The 22,686-nt window shown below is 38.6% G+C and carries 21 protein-coding genes, 3 tRNA genes and 1 pseudogene; 12 read left to right on the top strand and 13 right to left on the bottom strand.

Annotated features, from left to right (window positions below; genetic code table 11):
* Positions 1 to 16 precede the first annotated feature (16 nt).
* Together CLV94_RS15995 and CLV94_RS15990 are read right to left on the bottom strand one after the other, a co-directional pair.
* Positions 17 to 1,480 carry a phytoene desaturase family protein gene (locus CLV94_RS15995; protein WP_121377521.1) on the bottom strand — a complete coding sequence of 488 codons (1,464 nt, stop codon included), beginning with the start codon at positions 1,478 to 1,480 and terminating at the stop codon, positions 17 to 19.
* A 54-nt stretch (positions 1,481 to 1,534) separates the two neighbouring features.
* Entirely contained in the window at positions 1,535 to 2,434 is a 900-nt protein-coding gene (locus CLV94_RS15990) for a MerR family transcriptional regulator (RefSeq protein ID WP_121377520.1), read from the bottom strand.
* 202 nt (positions 2,435 to 2,636) lie between these two features.
* Here CLV94_RS15990 and CLV94_RS17210 point away from each other — a divergent pair.
* From CLV94_RS17210 to CLV94_RS15975, 3 genes and pseudogenes are all read left to right on the top strand, one after another.
* A pseudogene (locus tag CLV94_RS17210) lies at positions 2,637 to 2,797 on the top strand (AsnC family transcriptional regulator); the annotation flags it as partial.
* A gap of 147 nt (positions 2,798 to 2,944) precedes the next feature.
* Positions 2,945 to 3,223: an ArsR/SmtB family transcription factor gene (locus CLV94_RS15980; protein ID WP_245982631.1), complete on the top strand. Its 279-nt coding sequence runs from the start codon at positions 2,945 to 2,947 to the stop codon at positions 3,221 to 3,223.
* 64 nt (positions 3,224 to 3,287) lie between these two features.
* Positions 3,288 to 4,493 (top strand): MFS transporter, encoded by a 1,206-nt coding sequence (locus CLV94_RS15975; RefSeq protein WP_121377518.1) that lies wholly within the window; start codon positions 3,288 to 3,290, stop codon positions 4,491 to 4,493.
* Between the two features lie 54 nt (positions 4,494 to 4,547).
* Here CLV94_RS15975 and CLV94_RS15970 read toward each other — a convergent pair whose 3' ends face one another.
* The 5 genes from CLV94_RS15970 to CLV94_RS15950 all read right to left on the bottom strand — a co-directional run bounded on the left by CLV94_RS15970 (position 4,548) and on the right by CLV94_RS15950 (position 6,482).
* Positions 4,548 to 4,952: a hypothetical protein gene (locus CLV94_RS15970; protein WP_121377517.1), complete on the bottom strand. Its 405-nt coding sequence runs from the start codon at positions 4,950 to 4,952 to the stop codon at positions 4,548 to 4,550.
* A gap of 78 nt (positions 4,953 to 5,030) precedes the next feature.
* Positions 5,031 to 5,996, bottom strand: a complete 966-nt coding sequence (locus CLV94_RS15965; RefSeq protein ID WP_121377516.1) for a DUF4421 family protein — start codon at positions 5,994 to 5,996, stop codon at positions 5,031 to 5,033.
* A gap of 188 nt (positions 5,997 to 6,184) precedes the next feature.
* Positions 6,185 to 6,267, bottom strand: a tRNA-Leu gene (locus CLV94_RS15960).
* 39 nt (positions 6,268 to 6,306) lie between these two features.
* Positions 6,307 to 6,379 (bottom strand) — tRNA-Lys (locus CLV94_RS15955).
* Positions 6,380 to 6,409: 30 nt separating this feature from the next.
* Positions 6,410 to 6,482 (bottom strand) — tRNA-Lys (locus CLV94_RS15950).
* 126 nt (positions 6,483 to 6,608) lie between these two features.
* Between CLV94_RS15950 and CLV94_RS15945 the strand changes: the two genes are divergently transcribed.
* On the top strand, positions 6,609 to 7,127 hold the full coding sequence (locus CLV94_RS15945; protein ID WP_121377515.1) for a shikimate kinase: 519 nt from the start codon (positions 6,609 to 6,611) through the stop codon (positions 7,125 to 7,127).
* Here the strand turns inward: CLV94_RS15945 and CLV94_RS15940 are convergent.
* Both CLV94_RS15940 and CLV94_RS15935 read right to left on the bottom strand, forming a co-directional pair.
* Entirely contained in the window at positions 7,119 to 7,616 is a 498-nt protein-coding gene (locus tag CLV94_RS15940) for a phosphoribosyltransferase family protein (RefSeq protein ID WP_121377514.1), read from the bottom strand. The two genes, CLV94_RS15945 and CLV94_RS15940, sit on opposite strands and share 9 nt — an antisense overlap.
* Before the next feature lie 86 nt (positions 7,617 to 7,702).
* Positions 7,703 to 8,089 carry an RNA-binding S4 domain-containing protein gene (locus tag CLV94_RS15935; RefSeq protein WP_121377513.1) on the bottom strand — a complete coding sequence of 129 codons (387 nt, stop codon included), beginning with the start codon at positions 8,087 to 8,089 and terminating at the stop codon, positions 7,703 to 7,705.
* A 78-nt stretch (positions 8,090 to 8,167) separates the two neighbouring features.
* On the opposite strand from CLV94_RS15935, the gene CLV94_RS15930 reads away from it, so the two are divergent.
* Positions 8,168 to 9,130: an FKBP-type peptidyl-prolyl cis-trans isomerase gene (locus CLV94_RS15930; RefSeq protein ID WP_121377512.1), complete on the top strand. Its 963-nt coding sequence runs from the start codon at positions 8,168 to 8,170 to the stop codon at positions 9,128 to 9,130.
* Between the two features lie 64 nt (positions 9,131 to 9,194).
* On the opposite strand, the gene CLV94_RS15925 is transcribed toward CLV94_RS15930, so the two are convergent.
* The 3 genes from CLV94_RS15925 to CLV94_RS15915 all read right to left on the bottom strand — a co-directional run bounded on the left by CLV94_RS15925 (position 9,195) and on the right by CLV94_RS15915 (position 12,373).
* Positions 9,195 to 10,148 (bottom strand): transketolase family protein, encoded by a 954-nt coding sequence (locus CLV94_RS15925; RefSeq protein WP_121377568.1) that lies wholly within the window; start codon positions 10,146 to 10,148, stop codon positions 9,195 to 9,197.
* Positions 10,149 to 10,218: 70 nt separating this feature from the next.
* The gene (locus CLV94_RS15920; protein ID WP_121377511.1) at positions 10,219 to 11,070 is read right to left on the bottom strand and encodes a transketolase; all 852 of its coding nucleotides are present in this window, start codon (positions 11,068 to 11,070) and stop codon (positions 10,219 to 10,221) included.
* 127 nt (positions 11,071 to 11,197) lie between these two features.
* Positions 11,198 to 12,373, bottom strand: a complete 1,176-nt coding sequence (locus CLV94_RS15915; RefSeq protein WP_121377510.1) for a tetratricopeptide repeat protein — start codon at positions 12,371 to 12,373, stop codon at positions 11,198 to 11,200.
* A 240-nt stretch (positions 12,374 to 12,613) separates the two neighbouring features.
* On the opposite strand from CLV94_RS15915, the gene tgt reads away from it, so the two are divergent.
* The 7 genes from tgt (at position 12,614) to CLV94_RS15880 (ending at position 20,786) form a co-directional block, all read left to right on the top strand.
* Complete coding sequence (tgt, locus tag CLV94_RS15910; RefSeq protein WP_121377509.1) at positions 12,614 to 13,744, top strand: tRNA guanosine(34) transglycosylase Tgt; 1,131 nt, start codon at positions 12,614 to 12,616, stop codon at positions 13,742 to 13,744.
* Between the two features lie 36 nt (positions 13,745 to 13,780).
* Positions 13,781 to 14,857: an LptF/LptG family permease gene (locus CLV94_RS15905; RefSeq protein ID WP_121377508.1), complete on the top strand. Its 1,077-nt coding sequence runs from the start codon at positions 13,781 to 13,783 to the stop codon at positions 14,855 to 14,857.
* Positions 14,844 to 15,743 (top strand): DMT family transporter, encoded by a 900-nt coding sequence (locus tag CLV94_RS15900; protein ID WP_121377507.1) that lies wholly within the window; start codon positions 14,844 to 14,846, stop codon positions 15,741 to 15,743. Before CLV94_RS15905 ends, CLV94_RS15900 begins: the two co-directional genes overlap by 14 nt.
* Before the next feature lie 127 nt (positions 15,744 to 15,870).
* Complete coding sequence (locus tag CLV94_RS15895; protein WP_121377506.1) at positions 15,871 to 16,824, top strand: acetyl-CoA carboxylase carboxyltransferase subunit alpha; 954 nt, start codon at positions 15,871 to 15,873, stop codon at positions 16,822 to 16,824.
* 142 nt (positions 16,825 to 16,966) lie between these two features.
* Positions 16,967 to 18,511, top strand: coding sequence for a replicative DNA helicase (dnaB, locus tag CLV94_RS15890; protein ID WP_121377505.1), 1,545 nt, complete (start codon positions 16,967 to 16,969; stop codon positions 18,509 to 18,511).
* Positions 18,512 to 18,596: 85 nt separating this feature from the next.
* Positions 18,597 to 19,862 (top strand): asparagine synthetase B, encoded by a 1,266-nt coding sequence (locus tag CLV94_RS15885; protein ID WP_121377504.1) that lies wholly within the window; start codon positions 18,597 to 18,599, stop codon positions 19,860 to 19,862.
* 12 nt (positions 19,863 to 19,874) lie between these two features.
* Complete coding sequence (locus CLV94_RS15880; RefSeq protein ID WP_121377503.1) at positions 19,875 to 20,786, top strand: glutaminase; 912 nt, start codon at positions 19,875 to 19,877, stop codon at positions 20,784 to 20,786.
* A 56-nt stretch (positions 20,787 to 20,842) separates the two neighbouring features.
* On the opposite strand, the gene CLV94_RS15875 is transcribed toward CLV94_RS15880, so the two are convergent.
* Complete coding sequence (locus tag CLV94_RS15875) at positions 20,843 to 22,582, bottom strand: T9SS type A sorting domain-containing protein (RefSeq protein WP_121377502.1); 1,740 nt, start codon at positions 22,580 to 22,582, stop codon at positions 20,843 to 20,845.
* Positions 22,583 to 22,686: the final 104 nt, after the last annotated feature.

Here is a 22,686-nt window from a genome sequence, read left to right as displayed (position 1 = left end):
GTAGTGGTTTGCAATTTTATACTGTATTCTTATCAATCAATTCAGAAACTAATTTCCCCGAAATCAATGCAGGAGGAACTCCTGGGCCTGGAACGGTAAGCTGTCCGGTAAAATATAGGTTCTTTACTTTTCGGCTTTTTAGTTTTGGGCGTAAAAATGCGGTCTGAAAAAGCGTATTCGCCAATCCGTAAGCATTTCCTTTATACGAATTATATTCCTTTATAAAATCATTGACACAAAAGGATTCCTTAAATATAACACTATTTCTAACATTTTGCTCCGTCAATTTTTCAAAACGGCTCATGATTTTCTCGAAATAAGTTGCTCTCAATTCTTCGGTATCTTCAATTCCTGGGGCTAACGGAATCAAAAATATTCCTGCTTCTTTTCCTACAGGCGCTGCTTCCGCATCGGTTTTTGACGGAAAGCTGGCGTAAAACAACGGCTCGTCAGGCCATTTCGGATTATCATATATTGCCTCGGCATGCCTGTCAAAATCTACATCGAAAAACAGCGTATGGTGTTCAACATTTTCTATTTTCTTATCAAAACCTACATAAAACAGGAGCGAAGAAGGAGCAAAAGTCTTTTTGGCCCAATAGTCTTCTGTATAGGCTCGGTCTTTTTCATCTAGCAACGTTTCAGTATGATGGTAATCAGCGCCGCTTAAGATGATATCTGCTGCTATTTTCTCTCCATTGATGATCAGTCCTTGGGCTTTTCCTTTTTCAACAATAATCTTTTCAATCGTACAGCTCGTATTTATTTCGACATCGAGTTCTTCAGCCAACTTTTTCATGGCCAAGATCACCGAATACATTCCGTTTTTCGGATGCCAAGTCCCCAAGCCGAAATCAGCAAAATTCATAAAGCTGTAGAAAGAAGGCGTATCCGACGGCTTGGCTCCTAAAAACAATACCGGAAATTCCAGTATCTGGATCAGCTTTTTGTTTTTGAACCGCTTCCGAATATCTTTCGAGATGTTTCCAAAGAACTGTCCTATTTTTTTTGCCGTTTCGGGCGTAATCAATTCTAAAGGCGAAACTCCTGGGCGATACACGAGATCTTTTATGGCAATATCATAATTGCTTTTGGCTTCTGCCATAAAGCTTCTCAATTGTTTTGCGCTTCCTTTTTCAATCGTTTCAAACGTGGAAGCTATTTCGTCGAGATTGTCTGCTATGGTCACAAAATCCTTGATTCCGAAATAAACGCGATACGCCGGTGACAGCTTTGTAAGCTCATAATAATCGGATGGTTTTTTACCGAAATCAGCAAAGAACCGCTCAAAAACATCAGGCATCCAATACCACGTAGGGCCTATATCAAATGTGAAGCCTTCTCTTTTTAATTGCCTTGCTCGCCCGCCGATAGTCGCATTCTTTTCATAAATGGTAACCGTATGGCCTTGTTTTGCCAAATAGCAAGAAGCTGCTAAGGCAGAAAAACCAGAACCGATAATTTTGATATCTTTATGCATATTGTTTAACAAATATATAAAATTGATAAACAAAATTGTGGCTTTAAGAAATAATTATAGTTTGTTTAAGACTTCCTGCATGCTAAAATATACGGATATTTGGGAAGTGAGGTTTTGCGCAGGAATATGCTTGGCCAGTTTTCCTAAAATCCATAGTTCGGATTTTTTATCGGTTAAAATTTCTTCCTGTATTGTTTTTATATAGCTGGCCGTTTCTTCAACTTCGGGAAAGACCGTCCAATAGCTAACAAAAACGGTAGTGTCAAAAAGATTGGTCAGGTCTTTTAAATTTTCGATTGGAATTGACTGTCCGAGGTAAATGGTCTTGTATCCATGGAAAAGGATTTCATAATTGAGATAGATCAGTCCAAGCTCATGGATTTCGTTTTGTGGAAGATACAGTATAAAGACCTTGTCTTTTTTGGCGGGTTCTAAAATCTGAAGCTGCTCGATACTGCTCAACAGTTTCTGCCGAATAAGGTAGGATATAAAATGCTCATGTGAAGGCGTAATCGTTCCGGTTTGCCAAAGAATTCCAATCTCATTCATCAACGGAATGAAGATTTCGGTGAAGACTTCGCGGAATGATTTTTCGGAAAGAAGCTCGTTATACGTCGTAAAAAATAAAGTCTGGTCAAAATTCATCATTGCCATTTTGAAGGCATTGATCGCATGGTTTTTTGCGCTTTTGTCGGAAACAATTTCTTGTACCAGCTGTGGAATTTTTTCAGGCGGGAATTTAGATATTTTAGAAATCTTATACCCGTGGCTATGCAATAACGTAATATTGAGCAGCTTCTGAAGGTTTTCAACATCATACAAACGAATGTTTGTGGTAGTCCTCATAGGTTCTAGAATGTTATATCTTTTCTCCCAAATCCTTATGGTGTGGGCTTTGATGCCCGATAAATTCTCCAAGTCCTTGATGCTGAAAACACTTTTAATGCTGTTCATTGTTTTTGATGGTTTGTTAAACAAAAATAATAAAAAAACACAACCTACAGAGTAGATTGCGTTTTTATAATCTTCGGCAAAGTAGTTTATCTGTTGCTGTTAACAGCATTCGTAATGTTTGGATTCGCGTCAATTTCTTCTTGCGGAATCTTAAGCTCGAATCTCTTGCGTCGGCAGTCACATGCGACCCCACAGCCATTCTTATGATTTCTTATTAAAACTTTTATTGGATGATATGGAGATATGTAAGATTATTAAAACTTCGCTGTTCATAAAATCTCCAAGCTTGAAATTATTTCAAATATAAAGAGTGCTTTTGTGATTAGGAGCATAAAGGAAAGTTCGGTAATCAGCTGCTTGTAAATAAAGAGAAAGAGCTTCAATATAGAAATTGCTGATATTGAAATCAGATTTATCCATATAAATATTTATATGTTTCTATATGTTTATGTACTTTTGTCCTGTTCTTTTTATCACAAGACTTATACTTGTGATTGCATAAATTAGTATATGATGGACAACAAAAAAATAGAGAAGATATCAAAAGCCTTGAGCGATACAAGCCGAATTGCTATTTTACAGCAAGTAAAGAAAAAGCATGAAGGCCTTTATTGCGCTGAGGTTAACGATTTGTTGGATCTTACGCAGCCTTCTGTTTCCCATCACCTAAAACAATTGGTCGAAGCGGACCTTCTTATCCCTGAAAAAGAAGGACGAAACCTCAAATATTCGCTGAACCAAAAAGTACTTGACGATTATATCGCATGTCTTAGTAGTCTTAAAGGGTAGGATTATCCTAAAATTAATGATTTTTTTACTTTATATTAATAGAAACATTTAAATATTTGAATTAATGAATAAATCGATTTATATAATGGCTCTGGGAGCCTTCGGGATAATTACTACTGAATTTGGCGTGATTGGAATCTTGCCTACGCTGGCGAAAGAATTTCAAGTTTCTATTGATACTGCCGGCTGGCTTTTGAGTGCTTTTGCATTGACAGTAGCGGTAGCAGGTCCTTTTACGACAATGCTAACAGCGAAGATAAACCGCAAAACAATTATGTGTGCTGTTTTGGCGATATTCGTAATTTCTAACTTGCTCTCAGCCATTTCTCCTAATTTTACGATGCTGATGATTGCCCGCATCGTGCCTGCTTTCTTACACCCGGTTTTTTGGGCAGTATCCATGTCTGCCGCTGCAAAACAAGCAGGACCTAAAGATGCACCAAAAGCAATTTCGGTAGTTATGGCGGGTCTTAGTGTAGCGACTGTGTTAGGTGTGCCGATAACGACTTATATGGCTGATTTGTTTGATTGGAGAGCTTCCTTTATTTTAGCTGGAATCATTAATCTCGTTGCTTTTGCTGCCTTGGCGCTTTTTGTGCCATCCATGCCAGCAGAAGAGAAGCCATCTGCAGAAAACCAAGTAAAAGTATTAGACAAGCCACAAGTTTGGTTCAAGCTTTTCACGTCGCTGATTATAGTAGCAGGAATGTTTGCAACGTATGGTTACTTGGCAGAATACATGAACAAGATTTCGCATATGAACGGTACTGAAATCAGCATCATGCTCTTGGTTTTTGGAGTTACAGGTATAGTAGGGAATTGGCTTATGGGAATCGCGCTTAGCAAAAATGTAGCGCTGACAAACCGATTGTTTTTACTTTCTTTGATAGCTATCCATTTACTAGCCTACCAGTTTGGCGGCGCTTTTGTTCCAATGGTTATTATTATTTCTGTGTGGGGTTTTATACACACTGGCGGCTTTTTGTCGGCTAATATCCATATTATAGACGGCGTTCCTCAACAAGCACTCGAAAGCGTAAACAGTTTGATGCCTTCTTTCTTTAATGCGGGTATTACATTAGGAACTTTACTAGGTGGTTTTATTATTGCACGATATGGCATCCATGAAGTGATCTGGCTAAGCGTGCCGTTGCTTTTATTGGCATTCGGATTTACTTTTATAACGCTAGATAAGAAACAAAAAACAATTGAAGCAGAAGAAACAGAAGAACTAAAACCAGAGACTGTTCAAGCAGTTTCTTGTGAATAATGTTCTAAACTAGATATAAAAAAGGCCTCAAACGAGGCCTTTTTTGTTATTGCACTATTGCTTTTCAAAAGTAGATTCGGTACCATCGGCGGCTATGACTCCGTCGAATAAAATGAATTTATTCCCAGATAAAAGCATATATAGCTTTTCTTCGTTATTGAATTTAATGCTGTAGTTGGCCTTGCGGTTATTTAAAGGTACATCCTTTTCAGGCGTAACGGTAAAACTGCCACTGAGTACTTTTTTGCCATCGCTGTATTTTTCGAAATTCTGTCCGTCAAACTTGAAAGAGTTCCCATTGCCGGGCTTAAAATTAGGATCTAATCCTGGAACTTGTATTCCTGCTACATGCCTGAGTTCCCATGTTCCGTCTAATTCAGGTGCTGTTGCTTTTTTTTCGCAGCTTATGATCGTAAAAAGTACCATCATGCTTAAAGTTAATCTAAAAATGTTTTTCATAGAATTTTTATAAATGTTAGCAATCCACCAAATTAAGTAAAATAGTGTCAGCTTTTACACAGAGAATGGGGAGTTAGATTACTGTTGATCGGAAATCTTTTCAGGCTTTTTCTTGCCGAAGAAATCAAACGAATCCAGCCTCAAGATATACGATAACTTAAAATTCCCCGAGTATAAGCCTACATTCGAATTTTTGTTATCTGAGAAAGCAGAAAATATGGCATTACTGACGTAGGATAATCCGATAGACCAGTCTTCTTTATTATATCCTACAGCTATACGCGGAAATAGCGTTGGATAGGCTTCTATTTTCCGCTTGCCGAAAGTATTTAGTCTTTCGGATCCTACATTGATTCCAACGGTAGTAGAAGCACTGGCAAACCATTTATTGTTGATTGCCCATAAATAGGCGTAGCCGCCGCTTACACCAAACTGGAAATTCCGTAATGAATTTTTTTCTTTGTGGACGAAGGAACTGTCCGACTCAATTTTTGTAAAATAAACGCCGCCGCCAATCAGAAAGCTTCCAGCCGATTTCAATTGTTTTTCACTTTGGTTAAAAGCGGCTTTATAAGAGAATTTTTTGTTATTGAAAACATATTGTCCATACGCACCATATTGCTGGATTTTCAGGTCAGGGTAGAGCTCGATGTTGTTGCCATCATCATCTGCAGTATAAAATCCTCGGTATTTTTGAATAAAGACATCAATGATAAACTTTTTTCCGTAGTTATGAATTTGAAGATCAAATGCCTTGGTTTTTCCTTTATCTTTCTCTCTCATAAAATTGAAACCTTGGCCGTAGCTTACATTGACAATGGTGTTGTTCAAGGAAAACCCTAATCCGATATTGGGCGGATTATTCGGCATGAATCTTTTAGATTCTTCGGTACCCGTCTGCTGTTCCATAGAAAGGAAATTCTTTGCGAGATAAGTCCTTACCGAAAATTTATGCTCGTAAGGCTTGATATAAGTACTGTCGCGCTGTCCGCTACATGAGCAAGGCATCATAAAAACCAAGAAAAGAAGAAAATGCAGCTTCATGTAGTAGTAAACGGAGATTTGTTGTCTTGATTATTTATTGTGAGAAAAAATCTTCATAAATGTAAGAAATGCTACTTTGTTGGAGTAGAATGTAGCGTACTATTTTAGTCTTAAATGAAAAGTAGGAGCCATCCAATTAGCAACATAAAAAAAGGACAAACCAGAAGAATTCTGATTTGTCCTAGATGTGACCACGGTGGGATTTGAACCCACACGCCCTTACGAGCACCACCCCCTCAAGATGGCAAGTCTACCGTTTCTCCACGTGGCCTAAAACAAAAAAAGCCAAACACTGCTGTTCGACTTTTTGTGACCCGACTGGGGCTCGAACCCAGGACCCCATCATTAAAAGTGATGTGCTCTACCGACTGAGCTATCGAGTCATTACATTCAAGAAATCTAAAGTCATTTTGTGACCCGACTGGGGCTCGAACCCAGGACCCCATCATTAAAAGTGATGTGCTCTACCGACTGAGCTATCGAGTCATTTAATTTCTTGAATGCGGGTGCAAATATAAGGCCTTATTATTTATTTTTCAAAGCAAATTTGTTTTAAATTTGTCTTTTTTTAATAATCTTTCATAATGCCTTAATTTATAAGGATTTATTTCGATGACGAAAATTATTTTATTGGGTTATATGGGTTCTGGAAAGTCAACAATTGCCAATTTGCTGTCTGAAAAAACTCAAATCAGTGTTTACGATTTAGACAAAATCATCGAAGAAAGGGTTGGAATGTCTGTAAAAAATATATTCGACCAGAAAGGAGAAATCTATTTTCGGAAGCTGGAGCACCAAATATTTAAAGAATTAATCTCTTCTGATGAACAGATGATATTGAGCTTAGGCGGCGGAACTCCCTGTTATGCCAATAACCACGAAATGCTTAATGGAAGCAATATAATTTCTTTTTACCTAAAAGCTTCGATTGAGACGCTTTTTAGCAGGTTGCTTTCCATTAAAGATAATCGTCCGCTTATAGCAGAGCAGCAAAAAGAAGAAATGAAAGAGTATATTGCTAAGCATCTTTTTGACCGCAGCTATTACTACAATCAAGCGACGCATGTCGTGGTTGTCGATAATAAATCTCCTGAAGAAGTTGTTTCAGCTATTTCTAAGATTTTAGCTTAAGTAAGCATAATCTTCTGTATCTTCAAAAACAACTTGAACGTGCTCTTGTAAGGAAGTAGATAACGAAATTCCCTTGAAATCGGCTTTCACGGGATATTTTTTATGGTTTCGGTCTACAAGTACGGCGGTTTTGAATTTTTTCAAAGGAACGTCCAAAAAATGCTTTACGCCATAGGCCAATGTAGTTCCAGAGTTAAGCACATCGTCAACAAGAACAAGCCCTTTGTTTTCGTACTGCTTTTTTTCTAGAGAAGTGGTGATTTCGTTATGAGGATTTTGTTTGTCGATATAGACTTCGCATAGCGATACTTTTAGATCGGCTATTTGGTTGACTTTCTGAGCAATCTTTTCGGCAAAAATGTAGCCGTTTTTAGCAATTCCGGCAATAACAATTTCTTCTTCATCCACAAAAGTTTCGTATATCTGATAAGCGATTCTTAGGATTTTGTGTTCTATTTCTTGATTGTTAAGAATTATATTTTTGCTCATTTTGATTTATTTTTTCCAAAGATAAAAAACGGTTTGTTTCTTTAGGCGATTGAAGGTAGATTTATATATCATCTAAAGGTTAAATGCTATTCTGTTTCGTCTTCTTCGAAATCCAAGCTAAAGTCTTCCAGATCCCTGCGGTCTTTTTTAGTAGGCCTTCCTTCGCCATGTTTTCTATAATGTTCTTTAGATAGCTTTAAAAGCTCTAGATGCTGGAATGATTCGATTGGGGTTTCATCTTTTCTATACATATCAACCAGCTTGGCGCCAACGCGGTTTTGGGGAATATCGAGCACGGTTATCGTGTGTGTGATCTGGTCTTTCCTGAAGGTAATCTTGTCTGTCGGAAATACTTCTTTGGAAGGTTTGGCGACCTGTCCGTTTACTGTAATGTGGTTCTTTTTGCAAGCCTCAGTTACCATATTGCGCGTCTTGTAATATCGAATGCACCATAAGTATTTATCTACTCTCATACTAAAACTTAAAATCTAAGTTAATTTATTTACAAAAATAAATCAAAATTGTATCTTGCGCCTCTAAATTCAATAATAATGACCAGAATTAAGCTTTTTTTTATAGCTATAGTTTCAAGTACTGTACTTTTCTCTTGTAAAAAGGATGATGATTCCGCAAGCGTTGTCCCGCCTAGAGACAGAGCTACACAATATGCATCAGACATTGCGGATATAGAGAGTTACCTGAAAACGCATTATCTGACAGTTACTACAGATGCTAATAACAATCCAATTCCAGCCATTACCGCAATTCCAGAAGGAGGATCACAGGTTTCTATTTGGAATCAGACGGAGTATCCGTTGCAATTTAAAATGGTGAAAAACGATTTAAGAACTTACAGCACTGCCGATCCTATAGTAGGAAAGCTTATTGAAGATCCGGTTGAATATAAATTGTATTATATAAAAATAAGAGAAGGTGTTGGCCAGCCTGCACGATTGCTGGATTCTACATTGGTTACTTATAAAGGACATCTTTTAGATGGTACTCAGTTTGATTACAGACCGAATCCGATTTGGCTTTCTCAAGAACGAGTGGTTTCTGGATGGAGAAACTTGATGACAGAATTTAAGACAGGAAATGCAATCGATGATCCTTCAAATCCTGGAGGTACTTTGTTGACAGATTATGGAGTAGGGCTTCTATTTATTCCTTCTGGGCTAGGTTATTATAACAGCCCCCCATCGGGTTCTTCTGTTCAGGCATATTCCCCTCTAGTATTTAATTTAAATCTGCATTCTGTAAAATATACGGATGCTGATGGCGACGGAATTTTGTCTTATCTAGAAGATTTGAACGGCAATGGTAATTATTACGATGATGATACAGATGGTGATGGTATACCTGACTTTTTAGATGTTGATGATGATGGCGACGGTACAAGGACAAGGACAGAAATAAAAGATAGTTTTGGTAATTTGTATCCGTTTGATCTGATACCAAATTGTGCGGGAACGACAGGAGGTTTAAAAAGATATTTAGATCCTAGCTGCGAATAAGATAAAAGTTAAATAAAAAAAATCCCGCTCATTGAGAGGGATTTTTTTTATTATCGTGAAGCAATTATTTTCTTTTAATTACTCTTTCAGCTGCTTCAACAATCGCTTGATTGTTAAGCTTGTATTTCTGCATCAGTTGGTCCGGTGTTCCCGATTCGCCAAAGCTGTCATTCACTGCGACAAATTCTTGTGGTGCTGGATTGTTTAACGACAAAACTCTCGCTACGCTTTCGCCTAATCCGCCAAGCATGTTATGCTCTTCAGCAGTCACGATACATTTTGTCTTAGCGATTGATTTTAAGATAGCTTCTTCATCAAGAGGTTTGATCGTGTGGATGTTGATTACTTCTGCCGAAATTCCTTTCGCTTCTAATGCTTCAGCAGCAACCAATGCCTCCCAGACGAGGTGTCCGGTAGCCACAATTGTTACATCAGTTCCTTCGTTAAGCAATACTGCCTTTCCGATTTCGAAAGTTCCATTTTCAGGAGTGAAATTTGGAACAGATGGACGGCCGAAACGTAGGTAGACTGGTCCGTGGTGTTCTGCAATTGCAATAGTAGCGGCTTTAGTCTGGTTGAAATCACAAGTATTGATTACAGTCATGCCGGGCAGCATTTTCATCAGTCCGATATCTTCAAGGATTTGGTGTGTTGCACCGTCTTCCCCTAAAGTCAAGCCTGCGTGTGAAGCACAGATTTTTACATTTTTATCTGAATAAGCAACAGATTGACGGATTTGGTCATAAACTCTTCCTGTAGAAAAGTTAGCGAATGTTCCGGTAAAAGGAATTTTCCCGCCAATTGTCATTCCTGCCGCGATTCCAATCATGTTCGCTTCAGCAATACCTACTTGAAAGAAACGCTCTGGATGATTCTTTTTGAAATCGTCCATTTTCAAAGAACCGATCAAGTCGGCACAAAGCGCCACAACATTTTCGTTTTTTTGACCCAATTCGGTCAATCCCGCTCCAAAACCAGAACGAGTATCTTTATTTCCTGTATTTGTATATTTTTTCATTTTTGTCTTTTTGATATACGCAATAGCTGTGGCAATAAGCATAATGCTCGTCGCTTAAGCTTACTGCTTTTTAATAGTCGCTTTCGCCTTCACAATAATTTTGAGCCAAGGCAGTTGCCAGCTGTTCGTCATTTGGAGCTTTTCCGTGCCAAGCGTGGCTGTACATCATATAATCTACACCATTACCCATTTCGGTGTGAAGCAATACGCAAACTGGTTTTCCTTTTCCTGTTCTTGATTTTGCATCTGTCATTCCGGCAATTATTGCCTCGATATCATTTCCTTTTTCGATTTCTAGAACATCCCATCCAAAAGCTTCAAATTTCGCTCTGATGCTTCCCATGTTCAAGACCTCGTCGGTTGGTCCGTCAATTTGTTTTCCGTTTAAGTCAATTGTAGCAATGTAGTTGTCAACTTTATAAGCAGAAGCATACATCATAGCTTCCCAGTTTTGACCTTCTTGCAATTCGCCATCACCATGAAGACTGTAAACCAAATGTGAATCTTTATTTAGTTTTTTCGTCAACGCCGCTCCAATCGCAACAGACATTCCTTGTCCTAAAGACCCAGAAGCCATGCGGATTCCTGGCAGCCCTTCATGCGTAGTAGGGTGGCCTTGAAGGCGAGAGTTAATCTGGCGGAAAGTAGCCAATTCAGCTACAGGAAAATAACCGCTTCTAGCTAAAACGCTGTAGAAAACGGGTGAAATGTGGCCATTTGACAAAAAGAAAATGTCTTCGCCTTTCCCGTCCATGTCGAAACCTGGCTTGCGCTCCATTAAATTTTGATAAAGTGCTACGAGAAATTCAGTACATCCTAGCGAACCGCCCGGATGTCCAGAGTTTACAGCATGAACCATTCGAAGAATATCTCTTCGCACTTGAATAGTTAAGTTGTTTAATTGTTGTGTGTTAGGTTTCATTCTTATGTGATAAATTTAAACTGGCGCAAAGATAATCAGATATTTGGATTTTTTAAGGTTTGAATTTTCAGATTTTCAGAAAGTTGTCAAGAGTTTATGGGAGCGAAAAGTACAGAAATATTATTTTCTAAATTTTTCGGCTCAGGTAATCTTTGGCCTCGGCAATCAACAGGTCTATATTATGTGTATAGCGGTCAAGCGACCTGCTTTTTAGGAATAATTTCAAAGCCTTTCCGTATTCGCCTTTGTCCTGATGGTAGATGCCAAGATTCCGAAAATAATAAGAATTGTAAGGGTCAAGCTCAAAAGAGAGATTGAGGTCGTGAAGCCCTTCTTCGATACGCCCCAATTTGATTTTAGAAAGTCCCCTATTGTTATAGGAATAGGCAAACGATTTGTCGATTTCAAGCGCCTTATCAAAGAAAGCAATCGCTTCTTCGTATTTTTCTAAAATATTTAAAGTATAGCCTTTATTGTTTAACGAATAGCTGTTCATAGGATTCAGCTTTAATGATTTGGCATAGAATTTCATTGCCTTTTCATGATTTTCATAGTGCGAATAAATAAGGCCAAGATTGGAATAGTCTTCGGAGTTCATCGTAAAGCGCTTCTTGAATTCCGAAAAATAAACTTTTGCTTTAAAATAGTCTTTTAACAGGAGATGACAATAAATAGCCCAACGATAGGTGTCCTGGTCTTGTAGCCCAGTGGAAAGAAGCGAATCAAAAAGAAAAGCTGCTTCTTTGTATTGTTTTTGGTTGTATAAAGCTATAGCCTCAAAATATTGTTTAGGAAATCTTTTGTGGCGAAAAAGGCGCACGAGCGAAGTGCCGTCGTTGTGACCGATTCTTCCGTCATGGAGAACTATGGAGCGACTGCTGGGAATAATATTTTTTAAAAAATCAAAAATTGAAAGCAGCAAGAAGACCAAGAAAAGAAAAGACATGAAATCGGTAAGCTTGAGGGCAAAAGCCATATAACAGGAAACTATGCCAATAGAAAGAGAAGCAAGCGGGCCTGTTAAAGTATAGATGATTTTTTTGTTGATGGAGATGTTGCTGGCATGCGGAACACAAAGGCCGCCTTTCCATTTAAAAAGATTGTATTTGATCCAGATTTCCAGCTTGCCGACAGCGAATCTAAAACTCTGTTCAGTATCGCCATACGAACCGAGGAATATCGTAGCACGTTCGCGCGTCATCAAAATGGCGGGAATTGCGTGGCCTAGCTCATGAAAGACCGTGAGCAAAGGCCTTGTTATTAGAAGTATAGCAAGCAATTCAGCCATCAATTGTGTTTTCATTGTCTATCAGGATTTGGCAGGGGAAATGCTTTTGGGGGTATCACATTCGGGTCTAAAAATAGCAATAAATTTTTTCTCAAGACAAATGCTCTTTTGGAACTTAAAAAACTGAAAGTAAACATTTTTTTGTGAAAACAGAATGGCTCTAGGATATGATGTTAAATTAAATCATAAATCTAAAATGATAAATTGTAAATAAATTATCTTTGCCTCCCGAAAGTTTGGGATAAAGAGAAAAGAATGAAATTTGAACTATTACAAAATGATCCGAATTCAAAGGCAAGAGCCGGAAAAATAACTACGGACCACGGTGTTATCGAAACGCCTATTTTTATGCCAGTCGGTACGGTTGCTTCCGTGAAAGGCGTACACCAGAGAGAACTGAAAAACGATATCAATCCTGATATTATTTTAGGAAATACCTATCACCTCTATTTGAGGCCTCAAACGCAGATTCTTGAAAAAGCGGGAGGACTCCATAAATTCATGAACTGGGACCGTAATATATTGACCGATTCAGGAGGCTATCAAGTGTATTCGCTTTCTTCTAACAGAAAAATAAAAGAAGAAGGCGTAAAGTTCAAATCTCATATCGACGGTTCGTATCATGTTTTTACGCCAGAGAATGTCATGGAAATCCAAAGGACAATCGGAGCAGACATTATCATGGCTTTTGACGAATGTACACCATATCCATGCGACTATCGTTACGCTCAGCGCTCTATGCACATGACCCACAGATGGCTTGACAGATGCATCAATCATCTAGACAAGCTTCCTTATAAGTATGGGTATGAGCAGACATTTTTTCCAATCGTACAAGGAAGTACCTATAAGGATTTACGTCAGCAGTCGGCAGAATATATCGCAAATGCCGGAGCGCAAGGAAATGCAATAGGAGGGCTTTCGGTAGGAGAGCCAGCCGAAGAAATGTATGCGATGACCGAAGTCGTTACAGAAATTTTGCCAAAAGACAAACCGAGATATTTGATGGGAGTGGGTACTCCTATTAATATCCTAGAAAATATTGCGCTCGGGATCGATATGTTCGATTGCGTGATGCCGACCAGAAATGCTAGAAATGGAATGTTGTTTACAGCACATGGCACGATCAATATAAAAAACAAAAAGTGGGAAGACGATTTCTCTCCGCTTGATGAAATGGGACATACTTTTGTCGATACTGAATATACAAAAGCTTATCTGCGCCACCTTTTTGCCGCAAACGAATATCTTGGAAAGCAGATTGCGACTATCCATAACCTAGGTTTTTACATGTGGTTGGTTCGTGAAGCAAGAAAGCATATCTTAGCAGGAGATTTCCGAGTTTGGAAAGAAATGATGGTGAAGCAGATGGATCAAAGGCTGTAATTGACAGCCAAACTAAACTAACTATCTACAAGAAGAATGAAGATAATTGACAAATATATCCTGAAAAGATATTTAGCCACATTTTTTGTGATGCTGTTTCTGTTTATTCCGATTGGGATTGTTATCGACGTATCTGAAAAGATTAATAAGATCCTTCAGAACAAAGTGCCATTTGTTGAAGTTGCCTTTTATTATCTGAATTTCACGATTTATTTTGCCAATCTTCTTTTTCCGATTTTCTTGTTCCTATCGGTTATTTGGTTTACTTCAAAACTAGCTAACAATACGGAAATTATTGCTATATTAAGTTCCGGAATTTCATTTAGCCGATTCTTACGTCCTTATATTATTGGTGCTACGATTATCTCGGTCTTGGCCTTACTAATGGGATTTTTTATCGTGCCCAAGGCAAGCCAAGGGTTTAATGATTTTAGGTATACTTATTTAAAAGGCAACAATAAAACGAGAGAAACATCGAATGTATACAGAGAAATCAGTCCAGGCGAGTTTATTTATGTCAGCAATTTCAACATTAATTCAAAAACCGCTTTCGATTTCTCACTGAAGAAATTCAAAGACAACAAGCTTGATTTTATTATCAATGCAAGCCGTATACGCTATAATGAAAAAGATAGCACGTATACCATGTACAACTACACCAAAAGGACTCTCGGTATATTAGATGATAGGCTGGAAACTGTCACAAAAAAAGACACGGTTTTTAAATTTGATCTTGAAGATCTGACTCCTGTTATCTATATCGCGGAAACGCTGACCGTAGGCGAATTGAACGATTTTATTGATAAAGAAAGAGAAAGAGGTTCTTCCAATATAAACACCTATCTCGTGGTATTGTATAAAAAATACAGCCTTCCCGTGTCCGCATTTATCCTGACAGTTATCGCGGTAGCCGTATCTTCTATGAAAAGAAGAGGCGGAATGGGAATGAACCTTGCTATCGGAATTGGACTCGCCTTTACCTTTATCTTTTTTGATAAGATTTTCGGAACGTTAGCTGAAAAATCAAGCATACCGCCTTTTATAGCCGTTTGGCTTCCTAACTTTGTTTTTGGAATTTTAGCTATATACCTGCTTCGGAATGCAAAAAGATAACAACCTAAAAAGCTATCTAAATCTACATCTGATTGTTTTTATCTGGGGATTCACGGCAATTCTTGGCGAACTGATTACGGTAAAAGAAGAATCCGTTGTCTGGTACAGAATGCTGATGGCCGGAATCTTTATGCTCCTATACGTTCTTATCACCAAAAAGCCTTGGCGCATTCCTTGCAAATCATTCTTCCATTTGATTGGCGTTGGCTTGCTGATTGCTCTACATTGGATTTTCTTCTTTAAAGCAATAAATGTCTCCAATGTTTCTATTACGCTGGCAGTATTTTCAACTGGCGCATTTTTCGCTTCGATATTAGAACCGATCTTCTTCAATAGAAAAATGCTTTGGTATGAAGTTTTCTTCGGATTGATAATCATCGGCGGACTTTTGATGATCATGCAGGTCGAGACCCGATACATTTTAGGAATGGTGTATGCGCTGATTTCAGTTTTTTTAGGCGTCATGTTTACGCTTTTTAACGGAAAATTAATTCGCGAATATGACCCGTCTGTAATTACCCTTTACGAATTTTTTGCAGGCGTCTTTTTTGTATCCCTCTATCTGTTATATGGAAGGAAGTTTACGCCAGAATTTTTTACGGTTTCACTAAATGACTGGATTTTGCTGCTGATACTTTCTTCAGTATGTACGGCTTATGCTTTTACAGCATCCGTAAACGTAATGAAAAAGCTTACTCCCTATACTGTCATGCTTACGACCAACATGGAACCGGTCTACGGAATCATGCTTGCCTATTTTATTTTAGGAGACAAAGAAAAGATGAGCCCTGCTTTTTATATCGGTGCCCTCATTATCTTGGCAACCGTAATATTGAACGGTATCCTAAAGAATTATAAATCAAAAAAATCACTGCAAGTTGATTAATAGCAGGCTTCTTTGAAGTTTGTTTTTTTAAGACCATAAGGCTTTAAATCTTTTCTAAATAAGCTTTCGTTCTTAAATGAAAATTCTATCTTTGCAGTTCGAACCAAACTAAAAATGCACAAGTCCTATGGAATATTTAGATTTTGAGCTCCCTATAAAAGAACTTGAAGACCAGTTAGACAAATGCCAAGTAATTGGTCAAGAATCAGACATTGACGTATCGAATACTTGCAAGCAGATTGAGAAAAAACTAGAAGAAACCAAGAAAAATATATATAAAAACCTAACTGCTTGGCAGCGTGTACAGTTGTCAAGACATCCGAGTCGTCCGTATACAATGGATCATGTGAATGCATTGTGTGGAGATAGTTTCTTAGAACTTTTTGGAGACAGAAATTTCAAAGACGACAAGGCGATGATTGGTGGTTTAGGAAAAATTGGTGGACAGTCGTTCATGATTGTCGGACAGCAAAAAGGATACAATACCAAAACACGCCAGTACCGTAATTTTGGTATGGCAAACCCAGAAGGCTACCGTAAAGCGTTGCGTTTGATGAAAATGGCAGAGAAATTCGGAATTCCTGTAGTGACTTTGGTGGATACTCCGGGAGCTTATCCAGGTTTGGAAGCCGAAGAAAGAGGACAAGGAGAAGCCATTGCAAGAAACATCCTTGAAATGATCCGTTTGAAAGTTCCAATCATCACTGTAATTGTTGGAGAAGGAGCTTCAGGTGGCGCGTTAGGAATAGGTGTTGGTGATAAAGTATATATGTTAGAAAATACATGGTACTCTGTTATTTCTCCAGAATCCTGTTCTTCCATCTTATGGAGAAGCTGGGAATACAAAGAACAAGCAGCTGAAGCATTAAAACTGACTTCATTTGACATGAAAAAACAAAAGCTGATCGACGATATCATTCCTGAACCGCTAGGCGGCGCTCACTATGATAGAGATACCACGTTCAAATCAGTAGAAAAATACATATTGAAAGGATATAACGAATTAAAAGACTTATCAACAGCTGAATTAGTATCCCAAAGAATGGATAAATACAGCAAAATGGGCGAATTTAAAGAGTAAACCTTACGAAAAGAAGAACTAAATCCGAAGCCCCGTGGTTTCGGATTTTTTTTTGGTTATCAACACAATTTTAATACTTATAAACATACGGTAACTAACAAGTCAAAGGCATTTTTTTTTAATTTTTAGTTACATTCGCATTATGGAAAATCTCAGAAATATAAACCCGATTAAAGTAGACAAAACTACTATAATCAATCTCGAAAAAGGAAAGCTCCCGCCGCAAGCGCTCGACTTGGAGGAAGCTGTCTTGGGCGCGATGATGATTGATAAAAAAGGGGTGGATGAGGTGATCGATATTCTCCAGCCAGATGCTTTTTACAAAGAAGCCCACAAGTATATTTTTGAAGCTATTGTACAGCTTTTCAACGATTCACAGCCGATTGACTTATTAACAGTCTCAGCACAACTTAAAAAGAGTGCAAAACTGGATTTGTCTGGTGGTGATTTCTACTTGATTCAGCTTACGCAAAAAATTTCGTCTTCAGCACATATCGAGTTTCACTCGAGGATCATTCTCCAAAAGTTTATCCAACGAAGCTTGATCAAGATTTCTTCTGAAATTATCGAAGAGTCTTACGATGAAACGACCGATGTTTTTGATTTGCTTGATAAAGCCGAATCTAAATTATACGAAGTAACGCAAGGAAACATCAAAAGAAGTTCCGAAACGGCACAAAGCTTGGTGATTCAAGCAAAGAAAAGAATCGAAGAAATTGCGAATAAGGAAGGTCTGAGCGGTGTTGCTACCGGCTTTGAAAAACTAGACAAAGTAACTTCTGGATGGCAGCCTAGTGATTTGATCATTATAGCAGCACGTCCGGGTATGGGTAAGACCGCTTTCGTATTGTCGATGGCAAGAAATATTGCGATTGATTTCGGACATGCTGTCGCTTTGTTCTCTCTAGAGATGTCTTCTGTACAGCTAATTACCCGTCTGATTTCTTCCGAAACCGGACTTTCTTCCGAAAAACTTCGTACCGGAAAATTAGAAAAACACGAATGGGAACAGTTGAGTATCAAGGTAAAAAACCTTGAAAAAGCACCCTTGTATATTGATGATACGCCGTCGCTTTCGATATTCGATTTAAGAGCTAAGGCACGTCGTTTAGCCTCGCAATACGGAATCAAGCTTATCATTGTCGATTACCTTCAGCTGATGACAGCAGGCGGTAACGGAAAGGGTGGAGGAAACCGTGAACAAGAGATTTCTACCATTTCTCGAAACCTGAAAGCATTAGCAAAGGAGCTTAATGTTCCTGTGATTGCACTGTCACAGCTTTCGCGTGCGGTAGAGACGCGTGGTTCGAGCAAAAGACCGTTACTTTCGGATCTTAGGGAGTCGGGAGCGATTGAGCAGGATGCGGATATCGTTTCGTTTATCTACCGTCCGGAATACTATAAAATTGACGAATGGGACGATGATGAACACTCGCCAACAGAAGGGCAAGCCGAATTTATCATCGCGAAACATAGAAATGGTAGTTTGGAAAACGTAAGGCTGAAATTCATCGGAAATCTCGGTAAGTTCGATAACCTTGACGAATACGGAACCAGCTTTGATGATCTGCCTTCCAAAATGAACATGCAAGACAATCCATTCTTGACAAAAAATCTGCCATCGGCTAACGATGCTTTCGGTAGCAATATGAACAGCGTGGATGATGACAGCGATGTTCCATTCTAAATAAAATCAGAATCCGCTCATTTGGGCGGATTTTTTTATAATTTACTTTCTCAAAAACCGTTATCTTTGAAATAAAAAGTTTAGAATGCCTTTTAGAAAACTATTCCATACACTTCTATTGCTCTTGATTTCCATGCCTTCATGGGCTTCTTTTATTTTGCTTCCGATGGACGAATCGTCGCAGCAGAATCATTTAAAAGCCTACGGAATTACCTATTGGTCATTAGACAAGCACTATAAAGTGAGCTGGCTGTTGAATTACAGAGGAGGTTCCTTTCTTTTGCCCGATGCACCGGAAATACGAAAAGAATGCCAGATTCGCGGCGTTAGTTTTGAACTGCTTTCGGATGGACAGGCAAACCAGATTTTAGATGAAATTAGCAGTCCTTCCCAAAATATGGAAACGGTAGTTTTAGAAAAAGCCCCGAAGATTGCCGTATATACGCCAAAAGGCAAACAGCCTTGGGACGATGCCGTTACCTTGGTCTTGACCTATGCCGAGATTCCTTTTACGGCGATTTATGATGAAGAGGTTTTGTCAGATGGCTTGCTGTTATACGACTGGCTTCACTTGCACCACGAAGATTTTACCGGACAATACGGTAAGTTTTTTGGTGCTTATAGAAATGCGCCTTGGTATATTGAGCAGAAAAAAGAAGCTGAAGAGCTCGCTAAAAAATTAGGCTACAGTAAAGTATCCGAAGAAAAATTAGCCGTGGCAAAAAAGATCCGCGATTTTGTGATTGGCGGTGGATTCATGTTTGCCATGTGTTCTGCAACCGACAGTTTTGACATCGCCTTAGCGGCAGAAGGTGTCGATATTTGCGAACCGATGTTTGACGGTGACGAAAGCGAAGGAAACTACCAATCTAAAATCGACTACAATAATAGCTTTGCGTTTAAGGATTACATTCTGGAAAGAAACCCTATTGTTTATGAGTTTTCGGATATCGACATGACGCAGAAAAGAAACATCATGCCCGAGAAGGATTATTTCACCTTAATGGATTATTCTGCAAAATGGGACCCGATTCCGAGTATGCTCTGCCAAAACCATACGCAATTAATCAAAGGATTCATGGGACAGACGACTTCTTTTGACAGCGACAGGATTAAGTCTAGCGTTTTGGTCATGGGCGAAAACAAAGTGAATAATGAAGCAAGATACATCCATGGTACAAAAGGGAAAGGAATGTTTACTTATTTTGGCGGACACGATCCAGAAGATTATCAACATAGGGTAGGCGATGCTCCTACCGTTTTAGACCTTCATCCTAATTCCCCAGGCTATAGGCTCATACTTAACAATGTACTCTTTCCTGCGGCTAGGAAGAAAAAGCTAAAAACCTAGTCGGCCAAGGGAATGAATTATCAAAAAATAATAGAGGAGGTTTTCGAAGAAGCCAAATCCTTTCCGCAAATTGGATATGTCCCTGATACGATTCCAGAGCTGGCAAAAATAGATCCAAATAAATTCGGCATACACCTTACGACTATAAAAGGACAGGATTATGGCATTGGCGACAGCAACGAAAAGTTTTCAATCCAAAGTGTTTCTAAAGCCCTGACCGTAGCATTGGCTTTTTCTTTTTTAGGAGAAGAAACCTGGAAACGGGTAGGCGTGGAACCTTCCGGTACTGCTTTTAATTCTTTAGTTCAGCTTGAATTTGAAAAGGGAATTCCGAGAAATCCTTTTATTAATGCTGGAGCATTGGTCATTGCTGATATGTTGGTGACCCATCTTGAAAATCCGAAAGAAGACCTTTTGGCTTTTATCAGGACGATTTCTGGCACGCAATCCATTGACTTTAATCTAAAAGTCGCACAATCCGAAAAAGATACCGGATTTCGAAATGCGGCATTAGCCAATTTCCTGAAATCTTTTGGGAATATTGAAAACGACGTAGAAACCGTCTTAGATTTCTATTTCCACCAATGCGCTATCGAAATGACTTGTAAAGAACTGGCCCATTCGTTCTATTTCTTTGCAAACGAAGGCAAGACGATAGACGGAAAACAAGTCTTGTCAAAAAGCCATGTCAAACGTTTAAATGCGCTGATGCAAACTTGCGGCTTTTATGACGAATCAGGAGAGTTTACCTATAAGGTTGGCCTTCCGGGAAAAAGTGGCGTCGGCGGCGGTATTGCTGCCTTATTCCCGAAACACTTTACGATTGTTACTTGGAGCCCGCGTCTTAACGAGAAAGGAAATTCAGAATTAGGCATGAATGCTCTGGAGTTGTTTACAACCAAAACAGGAATGTCTATATTTTAATAAAAAATCCCAAGCTGCTGCTTGGGATTTGTACTTTTAAAAAGGAAGCTAACGGTTTAGCTTTTTATAAACTTGATGCTTTTTTGCGTCGTGCCATTTTCTATCTTTAAGACATACGTGCCCAAAGCCAAATCTTTAACATCAATAGCAATTGTGTCCGTGTTGGTAGGTTCTATAGACTTTATTCTTTTTCCTGTCAGATCAAATACGGTAAAATACATCGCTTCTGCAGCATCCAATCCAGAAATATAAAGCTGGTCTTGTGAAGGGTTTGGATACACAGTAAATCCTTTTCCAGAATGCTCTTCAATACTTAACGTTTTATCTCTCTTTGCGATATACGTAAGGCTTTTGCCATTCGGATTGGCCAAGGTAATATTTCCTAAAGTAAAAGTAGGATTCGACGTCTTGCCGCTAAAATAAACCACATTCTGATCTGCCGAAATATCTAAAATCTTGATGTCTCTTGAATTCTCAGCTTCTGTTAATTTATAAAAGTCGCTCGCAGTACCATTAGTGTCAAATTTTACAGAAAATAAGTTCGTATTATAATTGTCGTTCTGGATAAAGAAGTTGTTGCCAAAGTTAATATACGATGTAAAAATGCCCGTTACATGAATGTTATTGCTGTTGTCAATAAACATACGGCTAAAAAAGTTAGTTCCTATACCCGTGCTAGGCTGCGCATCTGTCGCTATTTTTGCTGCTTTCGCCCAAAGAACATTGCCTGCCGTAGCATATTTTACAAGATATGAGCCATAATTTCCAGGGAAATTTAAAGTGGTGCCGCCAAAGTTTACCGTAGATCGATATACCTGTCCGATAAGATAGACATTATTATTGCTGTCGGTAGCAAGATCCGTCACGATGCTATGCGCGCTAGAATTTGTCGCAGCCGTAGACGCCCAAGACACATTGCCCGTACTGTCGTATTTGGCAATAAATAGATTCGCATTATTCGTGGTAACCGACTTTGTCAGATTGATAGATCCGAAAGAAGTAGCGCGGCAAAAAAACATTCCTGCAACATATACATTTCCAAGATTGTCGACAGCCAAGCCTCTAGGCTGCGTTCCAATTCTATGCGGTTCTTCAATGGTCGCGCTGCCATTATACGTTGACGATTTGAGCCAAATCGCATTTCCGTTCAAATCAAGCTTGGCGACAAAAGTCTTGTCCATATAGGTGACTACAGCGGTATATCCAACACTCGGCGCCGTAATATTATCTAACGTAAAAGTATTTCCTGTATAAGTCCCGGCAACATACAAGTAGTTGTCCTTATATTTTAGGAGTGCACTCCCGTTATAATTTATCTGTTTGCTCCAAATAACATTACCGTTCAAGTCCAATTTGGCTATAAAGCTCTTGGTTTCATTATTGGGAGTTTGATACGTATTGGTACCGATAGTCATGTCGCCATTAAAATGTCCGGTAATATAAAAATGAGCATTGTTGTCATAAGCGATAGAAGTAATCGCTTCGAATTTTGAACCAGAAAAATGCTTGAGAACCTGAACGTTTCCTTCTGAATCATGCTTGGTAATATACGTATCCTGATAGCCTATTGTCGGATTGCCCAAAATATCGCTGGAATTGTTAATCACCGTTTCTCCAATAGTCAACGTAGCACCACTAAAAGTGCCGATGTGGTAACTGTTTTTCTGATTGTCTATAAAAGAACTTGTAATTGCAGCATTGCTAATGTCTTCAAAAGTCTTAGCCCAGACCCATCCTGTATCTTGTGCATGGATAATAGTACTGAAAAATAGAATCAATAAGGTAATTTTCTTCATTATTATTTAATTTTTAGGGAGTTCTTAGGGAATAAATATAAGAATTAATTAAATAATTGAAGAAAAATAAAAACTGCTTAAAGCAACAAAGATGTTGCATTTAA

Source organism: Flavobacterium endophyticum, assembly GCF_003634455.1.
GTDB classification, from domain to species: domain Bacteria; phylum Bacteroidota; class Bacteroidia; order Flavobacteriales; family Flavobacteriaceae; genus Flavobacterium; species Flavobacterium endophyticum.
The sequence above is the reverse complement of the archived record's forward strand: the minus strand, read 5'-3'. Positions and strand labels throughout refer to the sequence as shown.